Here is a 21,170-nt window from a genome sequence, read left to right on the forward strand (position 1 = left end):
TGGCTCCGGAGTGCCCAGCTGCAGGAGGTCAGCGGAAGACCACCGTCTTGTTCGCGTGCACCAGCACCCGGTCCTCCAGGTGCCAGCGCAGGCCACGGGCCAGGACGAGGCGTTCGATGTCGCGGCCGCGGCGGACCATGTCGGCCGCGGTGTCGCTGTGGTCCACCCTGATCACGTCCTGCTCGATGATGGGGCCGGCGTCCAGGTCGGGTGTGACGTAGTGGCAGGTGGCGCCGATCAGCTTCACCCCGCGCGCGTAGGCCTGGTGGTACGGACGGGCGCCGACGAACGACGGCAGGAAGCTGTGGTGGATGTTCACGGCCCGCCCGAGCCACGCCCGGCACAGCTCGGGCGGAAGGATCTGCATGAAGCGGGCGAGCACGATCGCGTCGGGGTCGTGCTGCTCGACCAGGCCGCGGAGCTCGTCGAAGGCCTTCTCCTTGTCGCGGGCGTAGCGGCCGTTGCCCGGTGGCGGGAACTCGACGTGGTGGAACGGCACGCCGTGCGCGCGCACGATGTCGCCGAGCTCCCCGTGGTTGCCGATCACGGCGTCGAGCTGCACGGGGAGCTCCCGGGCGGCGACGCGGCCGAGCAGGTCGTGCAGGCAGTGCGGCTCCCGGGTCACCAGGAGCACGGCCCGCTTGGGGATCCCCGTGTCGGTGACCGTCCAGGTGGTCTCCCCACCGAGCTCAGCGGCCACCTCGGCGAACCGGGCGCGCAGCTCGTCGGCGCCGAACGGCAGTGAGTCGGCCCGCACGACCTGCCGCGTGAAGAACCAGCCGCTGTCCGGGTCGGAGTGGTAGCCCGCCTCCACGATCCAGCCGCCTGCGTCGGCGAGGAAACCGGCGATCCTGGCCACGATCCCGGTGGTGTCGGGACAGCTCAGGCTGATCACATAACGCTGCTCGGGGATCGCATCCACTGCCGCATGGTGCACTGTGGTCGACCGCATGTCTCCGGCGTGTGGTCGCCGGCGCATGCTGGAGCTGTGACTTCAGGAGCGACCGAGACCGACGACACGGTCCGCACTCGTCGTCGCGCAGTGGCGGCGATGACCTTCGCCACCGGCGTGATCATCGCGAACAACTACTACGCCCAACCGCTCGAGGACGCCCTCGCCGAGGCGTTCCACGCGTCCACGTCGCAGATCGGCCTGATCCTCACGCTCATCCAGCTCGGCTACGCACTCGGGCTCGCCACCCTCGTGCCGCTGGGCGACCTGCTGGAGCGACGCAAGCTCGTGGTCACGATGCTGTCGGTGACCGTGGCCGGCATGGTGGTGGTCGCCGTGGCCCCGACGCTGGCCGTGCTCGGGGCCGCGGCCACGCTGGTCGGGATCACCACGGTGGCCGCGCAGATCCTCGTGCCCTTCGCCGCGCACCTCGCGCCCGAGGGCCAGCAGGGCAAGATGGTCAGCACGGTGATGAGCGGGCTCCTGATCGGAGTGCTGATCTCCCGTGTCGTGGCCGGCCTGGTGTCGCAGGTGCTCGGCTGGCGTGCCGTCTTCATCCTCGGCGCCGTGCTCACCGCGGTGGCCGTGGTGCTGCTGTGGCGCGCGCTCCCGGTGCTGCCTCCCACCACGAGGATGCGCTACGGCGCGCTGCTGCTCTCCGTGGTCAGGCTCGTGCGCGAGGAGCCGGTGCTGCGCTGGCGGGTGGTCTACAGCGCGTCCAGCTACGCCGCGTTCGGCGCACTGTGGACGAGCATCGGCTTCATGCTCGCGGCCCCGCCGCACCGCTTCGACCAGGGCATCATCGGGCTGTTCGCCCTGTTCGGGGTGGCCGGAGCGGCGGCTGCCCGGTTCGCGGGCCGGCTCGCCGACCGGGGCTGGGCGCACTACGCCGTCGGCGGGTTCCTCGCCGTCTCGGTGCTGTCCTGGGTGGCGATCGCCCAAGGTGCCGGCCCGGGGGTCGGATCGCTGGTGGCGCTCGCGATCGGGCTGCTCCTGTTCGACCTCGGTGTGCAGGGCGTGCACGTGAGCAACCAGACGATCGTCTACGCGCTGCGTCCCGACTCCCGTAGCCGCATCAACTCCGCGTACATGACGATCTACTTCCTGGGGGGCGCGCTGGGCAGCGGCCTGTCGGCCACGTTCTATGCGAGCCACGGGTGGGCCGGCGTGTCGGTGCTCGGCGCGGTGCTCCCCGCGATCGGTCTGGTGTTCTGGTTCGTGGACACCGCACTGCGGCGCCGGGCGGTCAGTGTCGCTGCGCGAGCCACTCCCGCGTGAACTCCGCTTCCATGTCGAACAGCTCGCCGACCCGGTTGACCACGATGCCCTCGACCGTGCTGCCGATCAGCGGCACCTTGACGGTGACGTCGATGCGCATGAGCAGTTCGCTGCTGCTGGCGGTGTCGTGCAGGCGCATCCCGCCCGACGCCGACGCCGGCGTGCCGTGGATCGTCACCGCCACCGTGGCGGCGTAGCTGCCGGGACCCTGCTGCTTCCAGCTCTCGTCGCGCTCGATGGTGATGTCGCCGGGCAGCACGGTGCGGATCATGGCCGGCATGTCCTTCGGGTCGAGCCCGTGACGCAGCCGGTAGTGCACGCCGTCGGGGTCGACGTGGTGTTCCAGGAGTGCAGCGCCCGGCCCCCCGATCCGCGCCAGCCGCGCACGCAGGTAGTCGGGGTCCACCATCGCGGCGTGCACCTCGTCGGCGGGATACGGCCACGTGGACCGGTAGTCGAACTGCCGGGACATGGGGGCAGGCTACCGTTGACACCCGTGTCGGTACCTGATGTGGCCACCCGGCTCGCCCCGTTCACCACTCTGCGGCTCGGCGGACCGGCCCGCTCGGTGGTGGCCGCGAGCTCAGCAGGGGCCGTGGTCGACGCCCTGCGCAGCGCCGACGTCGTCGGCGAGCCGGTGCTCCTGCTCGGCGGCGGCTCCAACGTCGTGATCGCGGACCAGGGATGGCCGGGCACGGTGGTGCGGGTCACCAGCACCGGACGGGCCGTGGAGCGCCGGGACGACGGCTCCGTGCTGCTCACGGTCGAGGCTGGCGAGGACTGGGACGAGGTCGTGGCCGCCTCGGTGGCCGATGGGCTCGGCGGGCTCGAGTGCCTGTCCGGTATCCCCGGCCGCACCGGCGCGACGCCGGTGCAGAACGTCGGTGCGTACGGCGTGGAGATCGCCGAACTGCTGGTCGACGTCGACCTCTACGACCGCGGCGCCGGCGTCGTCCGCGAGCACGTGCCCGCGGGGGAGTTGGGGCTGGGATATCGCACGAGTTCGCTCAAGGGACGCGACGACGCCATCGTGCTGCGGGTCCGGTTCGTACTGTCCGCCGACGGCACGAGCGCGCCGATCCGCTACCCGGAGCTCGCCAGGGCGCTCGGCGTGGAACCGGGCTCGCGGGTGCCGGCCGCGGCCGCCCGGGAGGCGGTGCTCGGACTGCGTGCGGGCAAGGGCATGGTGCTCGATCCGGCCGACCACGACACCTGGAGCGCGGGCTCGTTCTTCACCAACCCCGTGCTCCCGGAGGCCGACGCGCCGGGCGACGGGCCGCGCTGGCCGGCCGGGCCGGGGCTGGTCAAGCTCCCGGCGGCGTGGTTGATCGAGCAGGCCGGATTCCGCCGTGGGCATCCCGGTCCCGGTGGCCGCGTCGCCCTGTCGGGCAAGCACGTCCTGGCCCTCACCAACCGGGGCGACGGCACCACCGCCGACCTCCTCGTGCTGGCCAGAGAGGTGCGCGACGGGGTGCGCGAGCGGTTCGGCATCGACCTGGTGGCGGAGCCGGTGCTGATCCACTGCCGATTCTGAGGCGCGCGTACGCTCCGGCAGGAGCAGCGTCGGGGGGCAACCGGGCTGGTGTTCGGACGTCTCTCACTGCGGGAAGTGCTGTGAGGGGAATCAAACGCATGAAGAGGCTCTTGCTGGTCCTGGCTGTTGTGCTGGTCGGCTCGCTGGGCGTGGTCACCGCCGCCACAGCCGCCGGTCGCGACAACCAGACGGCGCCGGCCGCGACTCCGCCGCCGGCGGTCGAAGCGCCGCAGCAGATCGTCGCTCCGGTCGCCGCGATCGACTACGAGCCGGCCGCCGGTTCGGACACCACCAACCCCACGGGCTCGGCCACCGTGACCGTCCGGGAGGGCGTCTTCGATCGCGTCACGCTGACCGGTCCGAAGGGCAAAGCGGTCAAGGGCTCGTTCAACGCCGACCGCACGAGCTGGACCAGCAGCGACCGGCTCGCCTACGGCACGTCCTACACGTGGACCGGCTCGGCCAACGGGGTCGACGGCAAGTCGGTGCCGCTGGAGGGCTCCTTCTCCACCCTGACACCCGCGAAGACCGTGCGCGGCACCCTCAACATCGGTGACGGCAAGACCGTGGGTGTCGCGGCCCCGGTGCGCGTCCAGTTCCACGGCCACGTCGCCGACCGGGCCACGGCCGAACGCGCTCTGTCGGTCACCACGTCGGTGCCCGTGCAGGGCTCGTGGGGCTGGCTGCCCGACGAGGGCGGCGGCTCCCGCGTCGACTGGCGCCCGAAGGCCTACTGGCCGAGCGGCACCACCGTCACCGTCAAGGCGAAGCTGTTCGGCGTGGCCTACGGCCAGGGTGCCTACGGGGCCGCCGACGTCACCTCCACCTTCCAGATCGGGCGCTCGCAGGTCGTGAAGGCCGACGTCAACAGCCACCGCATGGTCGTGATTCGCGACGGGCAGCAGGTGGCCGACTACCCGGCGAGCTACGGCCTCGGGACCGACCCCAACCGCAACACCAGGTCCGGCATCCACGTGGTCAGCGAGAAGTTCACCGACAAGCGGATGGTCAGCGAGCAGTACGGCTACGACACCGTCGAGAAGTGGGCCGTCCGGATCAGCAACAACGGCGAGTTCGTCCACGCCAACCCGGCGTCGGCGGCGGCGCAGGGCTCGGAGAACGTCACCCACGGCTGCGTCAACCTGTCGATCGACAACGCCAAGGCCTACTACGACACGGCGCTGTACGGCGACCCGGTCGAGGTCACGGGCACCCCGGTCCAGCTCTCCGCCAAGGACGGCGACATCTGGGACTGGACGCTCAGCTGGGACAAGTGGCAGAGCCTCTCGGCCCTCTAGTGCGGCGGCCACTAACGTCAACCGGGTTCCTCGCGGGCCCAGGCGGCCCCTCGCGGCGTTGCCGCCCTGGCGAATACCCCGGTATGGGCGGCGGGCGGCGCCTTGCGAGGAACCACCTGGATCTCGCGATCAACCCGGCAACGTCCGTGGCCACCGCACTAGGCCGGTTGCCGCCCGGCTCGCCCGGGTACGCGCCCGCATGCATCCCGACGAGCTGAGCGACCAGACGGCCACCCGAGCCGAGCCCCTTCCCGAGGAACGGGCGGCCGAGCAGGGCGGCGAGGACCGCGCCGCGGAGGCCGCCGAGATCCTGCGCGACTCCGAGGAGCGCGTCGCGGGAGCGGTGGAGGGCAACGCGCCGGGCGACGCCGCCGACGAGCACCGCCCGTCCGAGGAGACGGCCACCCCGTAGCCGGGGCTATCGGCCGCCCGCGGCTGAGCGGCGCACCGCAACGGTGTCCCGCACCGTGGTGCGGATGCGGTACAGGCTGGTGGTTGCCGTGATGTAGAGGGTGCGTCCGTCATCGCCCCCGAAGCACAGGTTCGCCACCTTCTCCGGCACGGGCACCTGCTCCAGGGGCTCCCCGCTGGGGGCGAACACCTGCACCGAGTCGAAGCTCGACGACCACACGTTCCCGGCCTCGTCCACGCGGATGCCGTCCGGCAGACCGGGGTTCACCTCGACGAACTCCCGGCCGTTCTTGCACAGGCGCCCGTCGAACACGTCATAGCAGTGGATCGAGTGCCCTCCCGGCCTGGTCGGCTCCCGGACGCCGGTGGGTGGCGACATGCCGGAGTCGGCCACGTAGAGAAGCGACTCGTCGGGGGAGAACGCGAGCCCGTTGGGCATCTCGACGTCGATGACGACCGGGGTGACCGACCCGTCGCGCGGGTCGAACCGGAACACGAAGTGGTCGCCGTACTCCAGCTCACCCGGGTGGCCCTCGTCCGGCTTGCGGATCCCGTAGGAGGGGTCGGTGAACCAGATGGTGCCGTCGCTCTTGACGATCACGTCGTTCGGCGAGTTGAACGGCACTCCCGCCCAGCGGTCGACGACGACCTCGACGACCCCGTCCCGTTCCCGCTCCACCGCACGCCTGCCGTGCGAGCACTGGAGCACCGAGCCGTCGAGGTCGAGCGTGCGGCCGTTGGTGAACTCCACGTCCTCACGATGGACGCGCAGCTCGCCCGAGTCCTCCGAGAACTCGAGGATCCGGTTGTTCGGGATGTCGCTGAAGCGCAGCGACCGGCTCTCCGGCAGCCACACCGGCCCCTCGGCCCAGATGGTCCCCGAGGCGACCTTCTCGAGTACGCCGTCCGGCTCGACCAGCACTGTCAGCCCTCCCTGTTCATCCGCGTGGCACTCGCCTGGTTGCGAGGCTTGAGGACGATCTGGTCGATGTTCACGTTGCTCGGCCGGGTGGCGGCGAACGCGACCACGTCGGCCACGTCGTCGGGCGTGAGCGCCTCGATGCCGCGGTACACCCCGGCCGCCCGCTCCGCATCGCCGTCGAAGCGCACGAGGGAGAACTCGGTCTCCACCAGTCCGGGCAGGACCTCGGTGAGCCGCACCGGCTGCCCGAGCAGCTCGCCGCGCAGCGTCCGGTGCAGCATCGCCTGGGCGTGCTTGGCCCCCGTGTAGCCGGCCCCGTTGTCGTAGGGCTCCAGCGCCGCGATCGAGGTGACGGTGATGATGTGCCCGTCACCGGAGGCGAGCAGCGCCGGCAGCAGCGCCTGCGTGACCCGCAGGGTGCCGATCACGTTGGTCTCGAACATCCAGCGCCAGTTCTCCTCGTCGGCGTCCGCGACGGGCTCCATGCCCTTGGCGCCGCCGGCGTTGTTGACCAGCAGGCGGCAGTCCGGCACGGCAGCGGCGAACGAGGAGACGGATTCGGAGTCGGTGACGTCCAGGCGCACCGCGGTGCCCTCGATCTCGGCGGCGATCTCGGCGCACCGGTCGGTGCGCCGGGCGCCCAGCACCACGTGGAAGCCCGCCTTCGCGAGGGCGCGGGCCGTGGCGGCTCCGATGCCGGAGCTGGCCCCGGTGACGACGGCGGTGGGTCGATCGGTCATACGACGAGCCTAGTGCGGTGGCCACGAACGTTGCCGGGTTGATCGCGGGATCCGGGTGGTTCCTCGCAAGGCGCCGCCCGCAGCTCATACCGGGGTGTTCGCCAGGGCGGCAACGCCGCGAGGGGCCGCCTGGGCCCGCGAGGAACCCGGTGGACGTTTGTGGCCGCCGCACGAGTGCCGTGGAAGCCTCGTTTCCTCGAGACACGGGGCGCTCGGCGGCGCCGTCGGATCAGTCCAGCCCCTCCTGCGCGGTGCGGGACCCCCGCCGGGCCGCGGCGCGTTGCCAGGTGAAGATCCCGTAGCCAAGCGCGCCCACCCCCACGCCCGCGAGGCAGGTGGTGAACCAGATGTCCAGCGGGTGCCACCCCAGCAGCGCCGCGACCAGCAGCACCAGCGCCGCGACGGCCCACACCAGCGAGCCGGCGATCGCCACCGTGCCGGGCTGGCTGAGCCGGGCCGGTAGGGGCGGGGGTGTGAGCACGACGTGCAGCGTACGGCGATGTCCCACCCGCTCTAAGTTGTGTCGGTGATCGAGCGCCTGTTCCGCGTCTCCGAGCGCGGCTCCACCGTCGGTCGTGAGCTGCGTGGCGGGCTCATCACCTTCGTGACGATGTCCTACATCATCGTGCTCAACCCGTTGATCCTCGGCAGCATCGCCCCGGACGCACCGGGCGCCAAACCCGACGCGTTGGGCCACGTCCTGGGCATTCCCCAGGTCGCGGCCGTCACCGCGCTGGTGGCCGGGGTCATGACGCTGCTGTTCGGGCTCGTCGCGAACTATCCGTTCGCGATCGCCACCGGCCTGGGGATCAACACGCTGCTGGCCGTCACGATCGCCCCGCTGATGAGCTGGCCGGAGGTGATGGGCCTGGTCGTGGTCGACGGGCTGATCATCGTGCTGCTCGCCGTCACGGGCTTCCGCACAGCGGTGTTCAATGCCGTCCCGGCTGAGCTGAAGGCCGCGATCGCCGTCGGGATCGGGTTGTTCATCGCGTTCATCGGGCTGGTGGACGCGGGCTTCGTCCGGCGCATCGGCGACGCGGCGGCCACCACGGTGCCGGTGGGGCTGGGCATCGACAACTCGATCGCGTCGTGGCCGACGTTCGTGTTCGTCGTCGGACTGCTGGTCACGGGCCTGCTGGTGGCCCGGGGGGTGCGCGCCGGGATCCTGCTCGGTGTGGTGATCACCACGGTGCTCGCGATCATCGTGGAGGCGATCGCGCACGTCGGAGCGTCGGCGGGTACCAACCCGAAGGGCTGGGCGCTGTCGGTGCCCGAGCTTCCCCACAGCGTGGTCGGCCTGCCCGACCTCTCGCTCGTCGGTGCCGTGTCCTTCGGGGCCTTCGTCCACCTGGACCTGCTCACGGTCGTGCTGCTGGTGTTCACGCTCGTGCTCGCCAACTTCTTCGACGCGATGGGCACGATGACGGGACTCGGCCAGCAGGCCGGGCTCGTGGGCAAGGACGGTCAGCTGCCGGGGGTGGGCCGGGCGCTGATCGTCGAGGGCGTGGGTGCCGTCGCGGGCGGAGCGGCGTCGGCGTCGTCCAACACCGTGTTCATCGAGTCGGCGTCGGGCATCGCGGAGGGTGCGCGCACAGGCCTGGCCAACGTGCTCACGGGCGCGCTCTTCCTGCTCGCGATGTTCTTCACACCGCTCTACTCGGTGGTGCCCATCGAGGCCGCGGCCCCGGCGCTCGTGGTCGTGGGCGCGCTGCTGATGCGCCAGATCACCCAGATCGACTTCACCGAGTTCCGGGTGGCGCTGCCGGCGTTCCTGACGATCGTCGTCATGCCCTTCACCTACTCGATCGCCAACGGGATCGGGGCGGGCTTCATCTCCTACGTCGTGCTGGCCGCGGCCACCGGGCGCGGGCGCTCCGTGCACCCGTTGATGTGGGTGGTGGCGGTGGCGTTCGTCGGCTACTTCGCGGTAGGACCCTTGGAGGCGCTGTTCCGCGGGTGAAGCCTTGCGACCGGAGGAGAGGTTAGGCTAACCTCTCCTTGTCGCTTCGTGGTGGGAGTGACGCGTCAGTTCGGGACTGCAACGGGGGTCCTGGCCATTCGGTCAGGACCCCCGTTGCAGCTTCCGGCGCGGTGCCCGCCCCTGGTCAGTATCCGTAGATGCGGACCCAGTCGACCTCGAGCTGCACGCGCTCGGGCGTCGTGTCGTCGAGCGGCGGGATCCAGTCCTTGCCGTACGGGCCGATGTCCTGCTGGATCGCGAGGTGCATCGGGCGCGGCGGGATCGTCTTCGGGTCGCTGCTGCGGAAGATCTCCTGGCCGTCGATGAAGCCCGCCACGTGGTCGGGCCCCCACTCCACCGCGTAGTTGTGCCACTGGGTGAAGTCGCCGACCGTGGTGGTGCCGATCTGGCTGTTGTCCTCGCTGTAGTGCAGGACGAAGTGGCTCTCGTTGCGCGCGCCGTTGGGGATCTCCATGAAGTTGATCTCGCCCCCCTCCGGCCAGTCCTCGGCGTCCGGCCAGAGCAGGATGACGGCGCCGTACCCGGTGCCCTGCTGGGCTCGGGCCCGCACCTCCCAGCGTCCGTGCAGCTGCCCCTGGGTCCAGGCCATGCCGGCGGAGGAGTAGCCGTGGCTGGTGATCTTCATCGTGCCGTCGGTGACCGTGACGTTGTCGGGGTCGTGCCGCCCGACCCCACCGGTGGTCTCCCCGGTGTAGAGGCTCCAGAGCGCGGGATCGATCTGCGTGCCGTCGAACTCGTCGTTGGTCTGGAGCTGCCAGTTGTTGCGGACCGCCGCCTCCGTGTCGGAGCGCGTGCTCGGGTCGAGCCTCGCCTGCCCCTGCGGCCGCAGCGGGTCGCGGGTGTCGCGGCCGGCGTCGCTCGGGGCGGCCGGTGCGCCACCGTCGCTCCCGCCCTGTCCTCCGACGACGACTATCAGCACGCCCACCAACGCCGCCACGGCGGCGATGGCCGTCACGATGATGACTGTCCGGTGCCAATCCCGGGGCGGGGGCGCGGATGGTGGGTCGGGCGTGGATAGCTGTTGCGTGTCGGACACGGGGAGAACCGTAGGGTGCAGGCACTGTGCGGATGCTGAGAGGGTCCGATTAGCGAATTTCCGTCCCTTTTGTCCTGTTCGTGGGGGATCGCGGGCGGGTCATCGCCAGGAGAACATCCGGCGCAGTAGTTCCCGGATCGAGCCCGCGCCGTCCTCCTCACCGCTGTCGCTACCGGTGGGGGAGTCCTCGTCGCTGTCGCTGTCGCTGTCGCTGTCGGAGTCGCTCTGGCGGCCGGTCGTGCCGTCGCCCCTGCCGGAGTCGCCGCTGGAGTCCCTGCCGGAGTCACCGCTGGAGTCGTCGGCGGAACCGCTCTCCGCCGCGCTGCCGCTCTCGCCGTCGAGGGAGTACTGCCGGACCCAGTCGACCTGCATGGTCGACTCCTTGGGCGTGTCACCTTCCGGGAACCAGTCGAGCTGGATGCACAGGTGCATCGGTCCGGGCGGCAGGATGCTGGTGTCGGTGGTGCGGTACCACTCCTCGCCGTCGACGAAGGCGGTGATGCCCTTCGGCGTCCACTCCACGGCCCAGTTGTGCCACTCGGTGCCGTCGATCTCGACCTTGCCGTTCACCTGCGAGTTGTCCTCGCCGTAGTGGATGAAGATGTCGGTCTGCTGGCGGGAGGGGTCCATCATCTCCATGAAGTCGATCTCGCCGCCCACCGGGAAGTTCTCGGCGTCGGGCCACAGCAGCAGCAACGCGTTGTAGGACGGGTCGGCCGCAGGAGCCCGCACGCGGCCCTCCCACCGCCCGTACTTCTGGCCCGGGTTCCACGCCATGCCCGCGGTGGTGCCGGACGAGTCGCCCGTGATGGTGAGGATGCCGTCCTGCACCGAGACGGCCGACGGCGAGCGGGTGCCGTTCCCGCCGTGACCGGGACCGTCGTAGATGTCCCACTGCTCGGCGCCGGCCGAGAAGTCGTCCTCGCGGTTCGGGGTGCCCCAGCCGTGACGTTGGGCCGCCGTGGTGCCGGCACTCGCGTCGGTGCCGGAGCCCGTGGCCGCCCCTCCGCCGGAGCCGCCGGAGCGGTTGCCCGAGCCGGAGGCATCCTCGCCGTCCGAACCTCTGCCGGAGCCGTCCGAGCCGGCCGGGTCCTCGCTGTTCGAGCTGCTGTCGGAGCCCGAGTCGCCGTCGGAGCCGGAGCCGGAGTCCCGCTCGCCGTCGCGCTGCCGGCCCGTGTCGTTCTCGTCGCTGTCGTCGGTGCCCGGATCTCTGCTCGGGGTGTCGTCGCTCGAGCTGTCGTCGCCGGTGCCGGAGTCGGCGTCCCCGGAGCCGTCGTCGCTGCGCTCGGGGTCGCGGCCGGCTGCACCGGTGCGCTCCGGATCGTCGTCGGAGCCGTCCGCTGTGCTGCCCTGCTCGGGTTCGGCCGGCTCGCGGTCACCCGCATCGGGAGCAGGGGCGCGGTCGCCGCCACCGCTGTCCGGCCCGGTGGCAGCGGCCCCGTCGGGCTCGATGACCCGGATCGACGGTTCCGCGGGCAGCGGCCCGCCCGGGGCGGCCTCGGTGCCGGGTGCGACGAGGATGACCACCACGGCGATGCCGGTCGACAGGTACTTCCGGATCAGCTCCTCGAGCTCCTCGAAGCTCATGACGGGCACTCCTGTCGCATCAGTCCTCCCCGGCGGGGAGTTCGGGGGTGGCGGGGGAGTCCGCGGCCACGAGCCACCGGCCGTCCGGCTGGAGGGCCAGCACCACGTAGCGCGAGACGAGGTCGACCACGACCGAGCCGCCGGGCGGCCCCGTGGCCGTGCCGACCTCGGCCTGGTATCCGCGCCGCAGGCCGTCGTGGTCGGCGGCGACGAGCTCCAGCGCCGTCACCGCCGCGGTACGGAGGGAGCCGGGCGGTGGGGGGTCGACGACGACCACACCGACGGTGCCCGGCGCGGTGCCCGGCACCGCGTAGCCCGCTGCCCGCAGGTGCGTGCGGCCGGTGTCGCCGCTGGTGATGGAGTGGGCGGTGGCGAGGTAGGCGCGGGCCACGGCCTCGGGATCGGTGAGGTCGACGGCCGGGTTCACCGCGGCGGGCGCGTCGCCTCGGTTCACGGGCGGTGCGTCCAGCGCGATCCGGTCCTCCTCGCTGAGTGCCGCGCCGAGCGGGGGGTCTCCCGACGGCGGCTCGTCACCAGCGGCCGCGCCGCCCACCAGCACTGCAGCCACCGCTGCCACCGCGGCGGCAGCGACAGCGGCCAGCAGCGGCCCTCGACGGTTCCGGCGCGTCACGGCCTCACTCCCGGAAGCTCACGTGCACGTGGTCGAAGTGGCCGCCGGTGGCGTCGCGGACGTCGTAGACCCCGCCGCCCGTGTAGCGCCTGCCCCATCCGCCGTCGTCCTTGACGCTCGGGTCCCAGTAGCGGCCCTGCCAGATCAGGTACTTCACCCGCAGCGGTTCGGCATTGGCCCGGAACCAGTCGGCCACGCGCCAGCCCGCGTCCAGCTCCGCGCCCTTCGGGAACGTGCCGGGTGTGGTGGGGAACAGGTCGCAGGCCCGGCCGCGTGAGTGGTCGCTGCGCGGGTTCCAGGCGTGCTTGTCCCAGCAGCCTGCCGAGTGGATCAGCGGGCCCCCCGACCAGCTGCCGAAGGCCGTTGCGGCGGCTTCGAGCCCGTGCCGGGCGGCACCGGTGAGGCACCCGTCGCCGGTGGGGTCGGGTGGCCGGCAGGCCGTGGCGCCGCCGGTCCAGGCCGCAGGCGCCGCAGCCGGGGCCGGTGCAGGGGCGGCCGCGGGCTCCGGTGGCGGCGCCGCGAACCGGTCCAGGTTGCCGTGCACCGCCGCGAGGTAGCGCCGGACCACCTGCGCACAACGTTCGCCGCAGCCGGCCTCGCCCGCAGCAGGCACACCGGTGGCGCTGCCCGTGACCCGGCCGCATCCCGCGATGTGGCAGACGAGCATCGCGTCGAGCGGTGCGGTCGGCTTGCCGGTCGTCTGCAGGTGCGACGTGACGGCTCGGAGGTTGGCGCAGACCCACGGGATCGCGACGCGCAGGTGGTGCTCCGCGGAGAGGACGGCGGCGTCGGTCGCGGGTGGGTCGGAGCCCCACGCCTGGCCGCCCGCGGCCTCCCAGTTGCGCCGGCTGAGCTGGTAGAGCCCGGCCGGTCCGCCCGTGCGCCTCGACTCCAGCGCCGGGTCCCACCCGGACTCCGCCTGCACCTGGGCCACCACCCACAGCGGCGGCAGCTCGGGACACTGCGACGCGGTGAGCTCCGTGATCAGCGGGAGCGACTCGCGGGCCGGCACCGGCACCCGCTCGACAGCCACGCCCGACATCGCCTCCGGTGCCGGTGCGGGTGCCGCGCCCAGCAGGAACAGGCCGGCCATCGTGGACAGTGCCGCGCGCAGCAACCCGCGCGCGCGTGCCGTTCCGGCCACCGCTCACTCCGCTCGTCCCGCCGCGACGCCCGCGCGGACGGGTTCGGCCTCGATCTCCTCGTCATCGGGCTCGGGAGCCGTCCGGGACAGGGGGACCGGCGCGACCGGGCGGGGCGGGGTGAGCAGGACCGGTCGGCGCGGCTCTGCCCGGCGGAGCGGCTCCGGCAGGGCCGGCCGGGGCGCGGCCATCGGTACGGCGAGCAGGGGCGGGACGCTCCGGCCGAGCAGACCCGATCCGACCACGCCCACGGCGAGCGTGCGCAACGCCGCGGCATAGGCCCGCAACGGGCGCGGCAGGTGCTCCGCGGTCTGGGCGAGCACGGCGGCCGCTTCGTCGTGCGGCAGGGCCCGGTCGTGCCACCGGGGGACGTGCGGGAGCACCACGACGGCCGAGAAGCGCGGCTGCAGCGCCGGGAGCGCGGTCTCCGCGGCGCGCTGCTGTTCGTCGCCGGGGCCGAGGGTGACTGCGAGCAGCGGACGCGGGCCGGCCGGGGCGCAGGCCAGGGTGGCGGCGCGCCGGAGCGACGGCTGCTCCGCACGGCACACGACGATGTCGGCCCCGTGGGCGGCCCACTCCTCGAACCGGCCGGCGTCGCGGGCGTGCAGGGCGGCGGCGAGGGTGCTCGTGCCCGACCCCGCGGCGAGCCCGGCGATCACGGGCGCACGCATGCCGCTCACCACGCACCCGCCGCACGGGGCTCGGCAAGGGGGTCGTCGTCGGCGAGGGTGTGGTCGTCGGTGGCGGGAGCGGCCGTCGGTGGCGGCGCGGGCTCCTCGCCGAGGATCTCCTCCCCGGCGTCGATCACCAGCCGGGCGCCCTCCAGCACCACGGGGACGCTGAGCCGGACCCAGAACGACGCGAGGCTGCGCCAGCCGCGTCCGGTGGGAGCGGGGGCGACCGCAGGCGTGCCTGCCACGTTGCCGGGCTCCGCTTCGGGGAGGTTGTCCGGGCCGCGGTCGCCCACCGAGCGGTACGGCGTGACCCGGACCCGGACGTCGACGAGCACCCGTCCGTCGCCGTCGGGGCTCACGCGCCCGGGCAGGGCGAACTCGGCGCGCTGACGCCCGTGGCCTGCCCAGCCCAGATGCGCCGGGTCGGTGGCGGGAGCCGCCAGGTAGTCCTGCAGCACCCGCCCGCGCCGCTGCGGATCGTCCTCGTCCCAGGACAGGTAGTCGACGGCGAACGCACCGGCCAGCGCGGCCGCCTCGGCCGGATGGGGCGCGGGCGCGTCGGGCATCGGGGGCGCCTGCCCCCAGGGGTGCGCAGCGGGCTGGTGGGGCAGCGCCGGCCCGGTGGCCTGCGGCGGGAGGGGACCCGGCAGGGCGGGCACGGGAACAGCGGTGATCGGCGGGAAGCCGTGGGGGTCGGTGGGCGGGTCGTCGTAGCCGGAACCCCGCGGGAGCACCGGCCGGGCCGCGCGGGTGGCCGGGCCGGCGACACCGGGAGCGGGCCAGGGGGCGCCCGCACCGACCGGTGGCGGGCCGGCGGCCGGAGCGGGGGCTCCCCACGCCGGCGGCTGGGGGCCGTACGCCGCCGGCGGGCCGTAGGAGCCGCCGTGCGGGGCCGGGGCGCCGGGCGGTGGGCCCTCGGGTGCCGGGGCGCGGCCGAAGAGCCGGAAGCGGGCCACGGTCGTCACCAGGCTCGGCCGGCGAGCGCGGCCCGGCGCGTGCGGAGGGTCGGGGCGGGTCGCTCGGGCATGGTTCCCCCCGGTCTGCGGGCGCGCGAGATCGCACCCGCAGCGGATCGCCCGGGCGCACGGACTAGTGGTGGTGCCGACCGGCTCGGCCGATCGACCTGCGGCTACCTCGGTGCAGCCGCGATCGGAACGGGATCGACACTAGGAGCGCCCCTCCCGCCGCGAGGCGGAACGGGAGAGCGCTTTGCGATGGTGAACGCGGGGCCTGCGGCCGCGGGGCGTCGCCTGACCGTGCACACCTGATGGCCACCGTGCACACGTCAGGACGTGTGCACGGTGGCCACGGGATGTGTGCGGTCCGGACGGGACCGCCGCCGGGTCAGCTGGGCAGCGGCCAGCTGTGCACGGGCTCGTTGGCCGCCGAGGACTCCAGGTAGCGCTCCAGCATGCCGCGCAACGCCGTCGGCCGGTCGGCGCCGCGGGCCTCCAGCGCCGCCACGGTGTCGAGCTGCCACGACGCCCCGGTCCGCCGGTTCACGCAGCGCCGCTCGACCACCGACAGGTACCGGTCGATCACCTCGGAGGCGACGCCCCACCGCTGGAGCCCCTCGGCCGCCTGCGGCAGCAGCTTGCGCAGCACGAGCTCGTCGGGCCGGATCCAGCCGTTGCCCGGCCAGTAGAGCGGGCCTTCCATGCCGTGCCGCGCGGCGGTGGTGAAGTTCTCCTCGGCGGCCTCGAACGACATCGAGCTCCACAGCGGCCGCTCGGCCTCCACGAGCGAGCGCAGCAGCCCGTAGAAGAACAGCGCGTTGGCCACCATGTCCAGCGGGGTCGGCCCGGCAGGCAGCACGCGGTTCTCGACGCGGACGTGCGGCACCCCGTCCGCGATGTCGTACACGGGGCGGTTCCAGCGCCAGATGGTGCCGTTGTGCAGCCGCAGCTCGTCGAGCCCCGGCACGTGGCCGTCCTGCAGCTCGGTCATCGGGTCGGTGTCCTCGGTGACGGGCATCAGCGCGGGGAAGTACCGGCCGTTCTCCGAGAAGAGGTCGAGAATCGAGGTGATCCAGCGCTCGCCGAACCACACCCGGGGCCGGACGCCCTGGTTGCGCAGCTCGGGCGTGCGTACGTCGCACGACTGCTCGAAGAGCGGGATTCTCGTCTCGGCCCACAGCCGGGAGCCGAGCAGGAACGGGGAGTTGGCCGCGACGGCCAGCTGCACCCCCGCGACGCACTGCGCGGCGTTCCAGTAGCCGGCGAACGAGTCGGGGTGCACCTGCAGGTGCAGCTGCATGGAGGTGCAGGCCGCCTCGGGTGCGATGGAGTCGAAGTCGGCGATGAGGTGCTCCGGCTCCACCCCGTGCCGGCCCGACGGGTCGTCACCGGCGATGTCGAGGCGAATCGGCTCACCACGGGCGTTCAGCATCTGCTCGTTGAGCATCGTGTAGCGCTCGTCGGGCGACAGGGCGGCGGCGACGAGGTGCCGGCGCTCCAGCGTGGGGAGGATGCCGATGACGGCGAGGTTCGCGCCGGAGTCCACGGCCTTCGCCCTGGCGACGGCGAGCTCGTCGAGCAGCTGGTGCTCCAGGTGCCGCCACCGGTCGCCGGGCAACAGGCGGGGCGGCAGGTTCAGCTCGAGGTTCCAGCGGCCGAGCTCGGACTGGAACTCGGACGAGCCGATGGCCTGCAGGACGTCGGCACCCGTCAACGAGGGTTCGAGGTCACGGCCGACGAGGTTGAGCTCCACCTCGATCCCGGTCATGGGCTCGTCGCGGGCAAACGGGTGCTCCCGCAGCATGAGTGCGAGAACGTCGAGACAGCGTTGCACCTTTGCCCGGTACTGCTGTCGATCCCGTCGACTGAACGTTCGTCGGTCGACGTCCTGACCCATGCGTGCAGTGCCTCCTGCCCCCGGGCCGAGCCGGAGCTGTCTCGATGCTCGGACCCGAGCAGTCCTCGGGCGGCGGGCGCCTCCGGGCGGTTGTCAACCGTGACACGGTGGGTGAACCCTTCGCTACGGCCGACCGGATGACGGGTGGGACACCTCGCGGCTGGGACGATTCGGAGCGTGGCCACGATCATCACCCTTGACGACCCGGCCGACCCACGGGCGGACGACTACCGCGACCTCACGGCCGCCGACCGCCGACCGGACCGTCCGGGAGGGCGTGGGCTCGTGATCGCCGAAGGGGTCGTCGTGGTGCGCCGGATGATCGACTCGCCGTACCCGGTGCGCTCGCTGCTGGGGGTGCCCCGGCGGATCGACGAGCTCGCCGACGAGCTGGCCGGGCTCGACGTGCCTGCGTACGCCACGGACGCCTCGACGATGTCCGCGGTCGTGGGGTTCCACCTCAACCGAGGGGTGCTGGCGGTGGCGGATCGGGCCGGGTCGCCGGATCCTGGGGCGCTGCTGCGCGACGCCCGGCTCGTGGCGGTGCTCGAGGGGGTGAACGACCACGAGAACCTCGGCGCGCTGTTCCGCAACGCCGCCGCGCTCGGCGTCGACGCGGTGCTGCTGGGCCCCCGCTGCTCCGACCCCCTCTACCGCCGGAGCGTGCGCGTGTCGATGGGGCACGTCCTGCGGGTGCCGTTCGTCGAGCTGCCGGGGCCGTGGCCGGAGTCGCTCGACGTGCTCCGGGCGGCCGGGATGCAGGTCGCGGCGTTGACGCCGGCGGCGGACGCCGTGCCGCTGACGGCGTCGGGACTGCGGGGGGAGCGGGTCGCGGTGCTGCTCGGCGCGGAGGGACCGGGCCTGTCGGACGAGGCGCTCGCAGCGGCCGATGTCCGGGTCCGGATCCCGATGGCCGACGGGGTCGACTCACTCAATGTCGCGACCGCGGCCGCGGTGGCCTTCCACGCCGTGGGCACGGCCGTAGGCTGACCGGGTGGAGCTCGTCACAGGAGGTCGGGTCGTACTGGGGGAGCGGCAGCCCGGTGACCCGGATCTGCCCCCCGATCTGCTCGACGCGCTGCGCGAGTGGGCGGCGTTCGCGGTGTCGGTGACGCGGTCCGGCGGTCCGCAGGAGCTCGACGTGCTCCAGCGCCGCGGGCGCCAGCTGGCGTCGCGCGTGGCCGACCACCTCGGCAGGTCCGTGGAGTTCACCGACCCGATCACGGGCGAGGTCGAGTCGGTGCCGGCGGGTTCCACCGGCCCGATCCCCCGGCTGCCTGCCGAACCGGCCGGACCCACGCCGTGGGCCACCGGGTTCACCATCGCCGCGTTCTCCGCGGTGCTCGCCGCGTTCGCCGACATCGCACTCAGCCGGGCGTTCGCCGAGGCGTTCGGCCTGCTCTGGGTGCCGGCGAACCTGCTCGTCGCGCTCGGGCTGGCGCCGTCGCTCTACCTGCTGCGGAACACACCGCTCTGGCGCTGGCCCGCGCTCGGCGGGGCGGCAGGACTCGCCATGGCGTGGGTGGTGCTCCTGGTGGGCCTCCTCGGCTAGGAGCGCCCTGACCCTCCTAGCGCGTCAGCGCTGGCCGCGCACGCCCAGCAGCACCTCGTCCCACGACGGCATCACCGGCTTGCCCTTCTTGGTCCGCCGGTTGGCCGCGGGCTGCTGCTCGGGTGCGGGCTGCTGCTCGTCGGCCGCTGCCTCAGCGGCGGGTCGCTCCGAGGCCTGCTCGCTCGCCGCCGGGGCCGCGGGGGTCTCCTTCGCGGCCGGGGCAGGCTGCTGCTCGCGCTCGGGCGCCGCAGGCGGGCTGGTGCGGGTCTCGACCGGTGCCTGGCGCTGCACGGGCGGCACGGGACGTCGAGGTTCCGGTGCGGTGCGCGCGGGGCGCTCGGCCGCCCGCGGCGGCTCAGGTGCGGGCGAGTGCTCGCGGCCGGCGTCGATCCGCCCGCCGCGCACGTTGTCGGAGGCCGCGGCGCGCAGCTCCTCCGGGTGGTTGGGCGCCGGCGCCGGAGGGGGCTCCTCGGTGCGTCCGATCTCGATGACCGGCCCGACGGTGCGCAGTGGCCTCGCGGGCAGTCCCTCGACGAGGTCGCTGGCGTGCTCGTCGATCGCGGTGACCGTGCCGCCGTTGGCACCCGGCTGGAACGTCCAGTGCGCCCGGTTGTCCGACCGGCCCGCACGCCACGACAGCGCGACGACCCAGCGGCCGTCCTCGCCCTTCCAGGAGTCCCACTCGGCCTCGCCGTACTCCTGGCCACGGAGGCCGAAGGTGTGGGCGACCACGTCTCCGAGCATCCGGGTGTCGGGTCCGTCGGCGCGCACCGGATGGGCACGCTGGGCCACCTCTGCCGTTCGGGTGCGTTCGAGCAGCACCGGATAGGCGAAGCGTTCGATCTTCTGCAGTGGCACGCCTGCCGCCGCGGCGACCTGCTCCACGGACGCTCCGGCGCGGATGCGGGCCTGGATCTCACGTGGGCGCAACTGACTCTCCAACTCGATCGCGATCTGCCCGAGCCGGGAAAGGTCTCCACGAGCAGCGGCACGCAGCTGCTCGTCGGCCACCACAGAGAAGCGCTCGTGACGTTCGGGATCCTCGAGAACGACGGAGATCTCACCGCCACCCTCGGTGATCCCGACGACCCGCAGCGCCCGCATCGGCGGCCTCCCCGCTCTCGTACTCCCCGTCTGGGTGACGGTAGTTGCCAAATCGCAACCTGCGGCGGAGGCGCGCCGGGTCCGGTGGACGTCGTCCCACGTCGTTGCCGCCCCCGGTCAGCGCACCCCGCGCCGCGCAGCATCGCACGTTTTCGGCCGTTTGGAGCAGTGTGTGAAGGTAACAGTTGTAACTACACAGCGTTACCGATACTGCTCATATCACGACGCGAGCGGTGGACGACCGTCAGGATGTCTGCTCCACGACCCAGTCGATGCAGGCCGTGAGTGCCTGCACGTCGTCGGGGTCGACGGCCGGGAACATGCCGATGCGCAGCTGGTTGCGGCCGAGCTTGCGGTACGGCTCGGTGTCGACGATCCCGTTGGCGCGCAGCGTCTTCGCCACCGCGGCGGCGTCCACGGAGTCGGCGAAGTCGATCGTGCCGACCACCTGCGACCGGTGAGCGGGATCCGCGAACGGGGTGGCGAACGTCGACTTCTCGGCCCACTCGTAGAGCCGGCTCGACGAGTCGGCGGTGCGGGCGACGCAGGCGTCGAGGCCACCGAGCCCGAGCATCCAGTCGATCTGCTCGGCCATGAGGAACAGCGTGGCGACCGCGGGCGTGTTGTAGGTCTGGTCCTTGACCGAGTTGTCGACGGCCGTGGCGAGCGACAGGAACGGCGGGATCCAGCGGTCGGACGCGGCCAGTTCGGCGACGCGGGCGAGGGCGGCCGGGCTCATCAGCGCGATCCACAGGCCGCCGTCGGAGGCAAAGCCCTTCTGGGGCGCGAAGTAGTACGCGTCGGCCTGGCGGACGTCGACGGGCAGGCCGCCGGCGGCGGACGTGGCGTCGATCACCATGAGCTGCCCGTCGGTCGCGGCCTCCGGGCGCACCACCGGCACCGCGACGCCCGTGGAGGTCTCGTTGTGGGCCCAGGCGAGCACGTCGCAGGTGGGGTCCGTCGCGGGGGCCGGGGCGCTGCCCGCGTCGGCCTTGATCACCACCGGGTCGGCCAGGAAGGGGGCCCCGCGGGTGGAGTCGGCGAACTTGGACGAGAACTCGCCGTAGGACAGGTGCAGGGCGCGGTCGCGCACCAGGCCGAACGCAGCGGCGTCCCAGAACGCCGTGGACCCGCCGTTGCCGAGAACGACCTCGTAACCCTCGGGCAGCGAGAAGAGTTCGGCGAGCCCGGAACGCACCCGGCCGACGAGTGACTTCACCGGCTTCTGGCGGTGCGACGTGCCCATGACGGCGGCGCCCGCGTCGGCGAGCGCGGCGAGCTGCTCCGGGCGGACCTTGGAGGGTCCGCAGCCGAAGTGCCCGTCGGCAGGCTTGAGGTCGGCGGGGATCTGCAGGTCAGGAGAGGTGGAGGCGGTCACAGGCTCCAGTGTTGCAGCCATCGGCGCGGAGAAACCGGTGTGGGGCGTCACCGTTTACGGCTCGCGGGGAGCGTTGACGGCCGGGCTGATCTCC

21 protein-coding genes are annotated in these 21,170 nt (G+C 72.8%); 7 read left to right on the forward strand and 14 right to left on the reverse strand.

Translation table 11 applies throughout. The features are described 5' to 3' along the window. Positions 1 to 28: 28 nt before the first annotated feature. Positions 29 to 952: a formyltetrahydrofolate deformylase gene (purU, locus tag AC5L35_RS21570; RefSeq protein ID WP_495061469.1), complete on the reverse strand. Its 924-nt coding sequence runs from the start codon at positions 950 to 952 to the stop codon at positions 29 to 31. A gap of 36 nt (positions 953 to 988) precedes the next feature. On the opposite strand from purU, the gene AC5L35_RS21575 reads away from it, so the two are divergent. Beyond that, a complete protein-coding gene (locus AC5L35_RS21575) occupies positions 989 to 2,230 on the forward strand; it encodes an MFS transporter (protein WP_495061470.1) in 1,242 nt (413 codons plus the stop codon). Here AC5L35_RS21575 and AC5L35_RS21580 read toward each other — a convergent pair. After that, complete coding sequence (locus tag AC5L35_RS21580; RefSeq protein ID WP_495061471.1) at positions 2,199 to 2,702, reverse strand: DUF2505 domain-containing protein; 504 nt, start codon at positions 2,700 to 2,702, stop codon at positions 2,199 to 2,201. The genes AC5L35_RS21575 and AC5L35_RS21580 overlap by 32 nt on opposite strands. Positions 2,703 to 2,726: 24 nt before the next feature. Between AC5L35_RS21580 and AC5L35_RS21585 the strand changes: the two genes are divergently transcribed. From AC5L35_RS21585 to AC5L35_RS21595, 3 genes are all read left to right on the forward strand, one after another. Then, positions 2,727 to 3,764 (forward strand): UDP-N-acetylmuramate dehydrogenase, encoded by a 1,038-nt coding sequence (locus AC5L35_RS21585; protein WP_495061472.1) that lies wholly within the window; start codon positions 2,727 to 2,729, stop codon positions 3,762 to 3,764. Positions 3,765 to 3,862: 98 nt separating this feature from the next. Then, positions 3,863 to 5,062 (forward strand): L,D-transpeptidase, encoded by a 1,200-nt coding sequence (locus AC5L35_RS21590; RefSeq protein ID WP_495061473.1) that lies wholly within the window; start codon positions 3,863 to 3,865, stop codon positions 5,060 to 5,062. 199 nt (positions 5,063 to 5,261) lie between these two features. After that, positions 5,262 to 5,474, forward strand: coding sequence for a hypothetical protein (locus AC5L35_RS21595; protein ID WP_495061474.1), 213 nt, complete (start codon positions 5,262 to 5,264; stop codon positions 5,472 to 5,474). 6 nt (positions 5,475 to 5,480) lie between these two features. Here the strand turns inward: AC5L35_RS21595 and AC5L35_RS21600 are convergent, their stop codons facing one another. The 3 genes from AC5L35_RS21600 to AC5L35_RS21610 all read right to left on the reverse strand — a co-directional run bounded on the left by AC5L35_RS21600 (position 5,481) and on the right by AC5L35_RS21610 (position 7,616). Continuing rightward, positions 5,481 to 6,395: an SMP-30/gluconolactonase/LRE family protein gene (locus AC5L35_RS21600; RefSeq protein ID WP_495061475.1), complete on the reverse strand. Its 915-nt coding sequence runs from the start codon at positions 6,393 to 6,395 to the stop codon at positions 5,481 to 5,483. A gap of 2 nt (positions 6,396 to 6,397) precedes the next feature. Further along, positions 6,398 to 7,135 (reverse strand): SDR family NAD(P)-dependent oxidoreductase, encoded by a 738-nt coding sequence (locus AC5L35_RS21605; RefSeq protein ID WP_495061476.1) that lies wholly within the window; start codon positions 7,133 to 7,135, stop codon positions 6,398 to 6,400. 229 nt (positions 7,136 to 7,364) lie between these two features. After that, a complete protein-coding gene (locus AC5L35_RS21610) occupies positions 7,365 to 7,616 on the reverse strand; it encodes a DUF2530 domain-containing protein (RefSeq protein ID WP_495061477.1) in 252 nt (83 codons plus the stop codon). 45 nt (positions 7,617 to 7,661) lie between these two features. Here AC5L35_RS21610 and AC5L35_RS21615 point away from each other — a divergent pair, with 45 nt between their 5' ends. Further along, positions 7,662 to 9,098, forward strand: coding sequence for an NCS2 family permease (locus tag AC5L35_RS21615; RefSeq protein ID WP_495061478.1), 1,437 nt, complete (start codon positions 7,662 to 7,664; stop codon positions 9,096 to 9,098). A 145-nt stretch (positions 9,099 to 9,243) separates the two neighbouring features. Here AC5L35_RS21615 and AC5L35_RS21620 read toward each other — a convergent pair whose 3' ends face one another. The 7 genes from AC5L35_RS21620 to AC5L35_RS21650 form a co-directional block, all read right to left on the reverse strand. Further along, a complete protein-coding gene (locus AC5L35_RS21620; RefSeq protein WP_495061479.1) occupies positions 9,244 to 10,074 on the reverse strand; it encodes a glycoside hydrolase family 16 protein in 831 nt (276 codons plus the stop codon). Positions 10,075 to 10,254: 180 nt separating this feature from the next. Further along, positions 10,255 to 11,742, reverse strand: a complete 1,488-nt coding sequence (locus AC5L35_RS21625) for a glycoside hydrolase family 16 protein (protein WP_495061480.1) — start codon at positions 11,740 to 11,742, stop codon at positions 10,255 to 10,257. 19 nt (positions 11,743 to 11,761) lie between these two features. Next, the gene (locus AC5L35_RS21630) at positions 11,762 to 12,373 is read right to left on the reverse strand and encodes a hypothetical protein (protein WP_495061481.1); all 612 of its coding nucleotides are present in this window, start codon (positions 12,371 to 12,373) and stop codon (positions 11,762 to 11,764) included. A gap of 4 nt (positions 12,374 to 12,377) precedes the next feature. Beyond that, positions 12,378 to 13,517 carry a VldE C-terminal domain-containing protein gene (locus AC5L35_RS21635; RefSeq protein ID WP_495061482.1) on the reverse strand — a complete coding sequence of 380 codons (1,140 nt, stop codon included), beginning with the start codon at positions 13,515 to 13,517 and terminating at the stop codon, positions 12,378 to 12,380. 3 nt (positions 13,518 to 13,520) lie between these two features. Further along, entirely contained in the window at positions 13,521 to 14,186 is a 666-nt protein-coding gene (locus AC5L35_RS21640) for a hypothetical protein (RefSeq protein WP_495061483.1), read from the reverse strand. A 5-nt stretch (positions 14,187 to 14,191) separates the two neighbouring features. Continuing rightward, the gene (locus tag AC5L35_RS21645; RefSeq protein ID WP_495061484.1) at positions 14,192 to 15,154 is read right to left on the reverse strand and encodes a hypothetical protein; all 963 of its coding nucleotides are present in this window, start codon (positions 15,152 to 15,154) and stop codon (positions 14,192 to 14,194) included. A gap of 379 nt (positions 15,155 to 15,533) precedes the next feature. After that, complete coding sequence (locus AC5L35_RS21650) at positions 15,534 to 17,042, reverse strand: glutamate-cysteine ligase family protein (protein ID WP_495061485.1); 1,509 nt, start codon at positions 17,040 to 17,042, stop codon at positions 15,534 to 15,536. Positions 17,043 to 17,219: 177 nt separating this feature from the next. Here AC5L35_RS21650 and AC5L35_RS21655 point away from each other — a divergent pair, with 177 nt between their 5' ends. Together AC5L35_RS21655 and AC5L35_RS21660 are read left to right on the forward strand one after the other, a co-directional pair. Continuing rightward, positions 17,220 to 18,032, forward strand: a complete 813-nt coding sequence (locus tag AC5L35_RS21655) for a TrmH family RNA methyltransferase (RefSeq protein ID WP_495061486.1) — start codon at positions 17,220 to 17,222, stop codon at positions 18,030 to 18,032. Positions 18,033 to 18,036: 4 nt separating this feature from the next. Next, positions 18,037 to 18,594 carry a DUF2537 domain-containing protein gene (locus AC5L35_RS21660; protein ID WP_495061487.1) on the forward strand — a complete coding sequence of 186 codons (558 nt, stop codon included), beginning with the start codon at positions 18,037 to 18,039 and terminating at the stop codon, positions 18,592 to 18,594. Between the two features lie 24 nt (positions 18,595 to 18,618). Here AC5L35_RS21660 and sepH read toward each other — a convergent pair whose 3' ends face one another. Further along, positions 18,619 to 19,698 carry a septation protein SepH gene (gene sepH, locus AC5L35_RS21665; RefSeq protein WP_495061488.1) on the reverse strand — a complete coding sequence of 360 codons (1,080 nt, stop codon included), beginning with the start codon at positions 19,696 to 19,698 and terminating at the stop codon, positions 18,619 to 18,621. A 244-nt stretch (positions 19,699 to 19,942) separates the two neighbouring features. Continuing rightward, positions 19,943 to 21,097, reverse strand: coding sequence for a phosphoserine transaminase (gene serC, locus AC5L35_RS21670; RefSeq protein WP_495061489.1), 1,155 nt, complete (start codon positions 21,095 to 21,097; stop codon positions 19,943 to 19,945). Between the last annotated feature and the right edge of the window lie 73 nt (positions 21,098 to 21,170).

Source organism: Pseudonocardia sp. OZ21 (assembly GCF_059359135.1).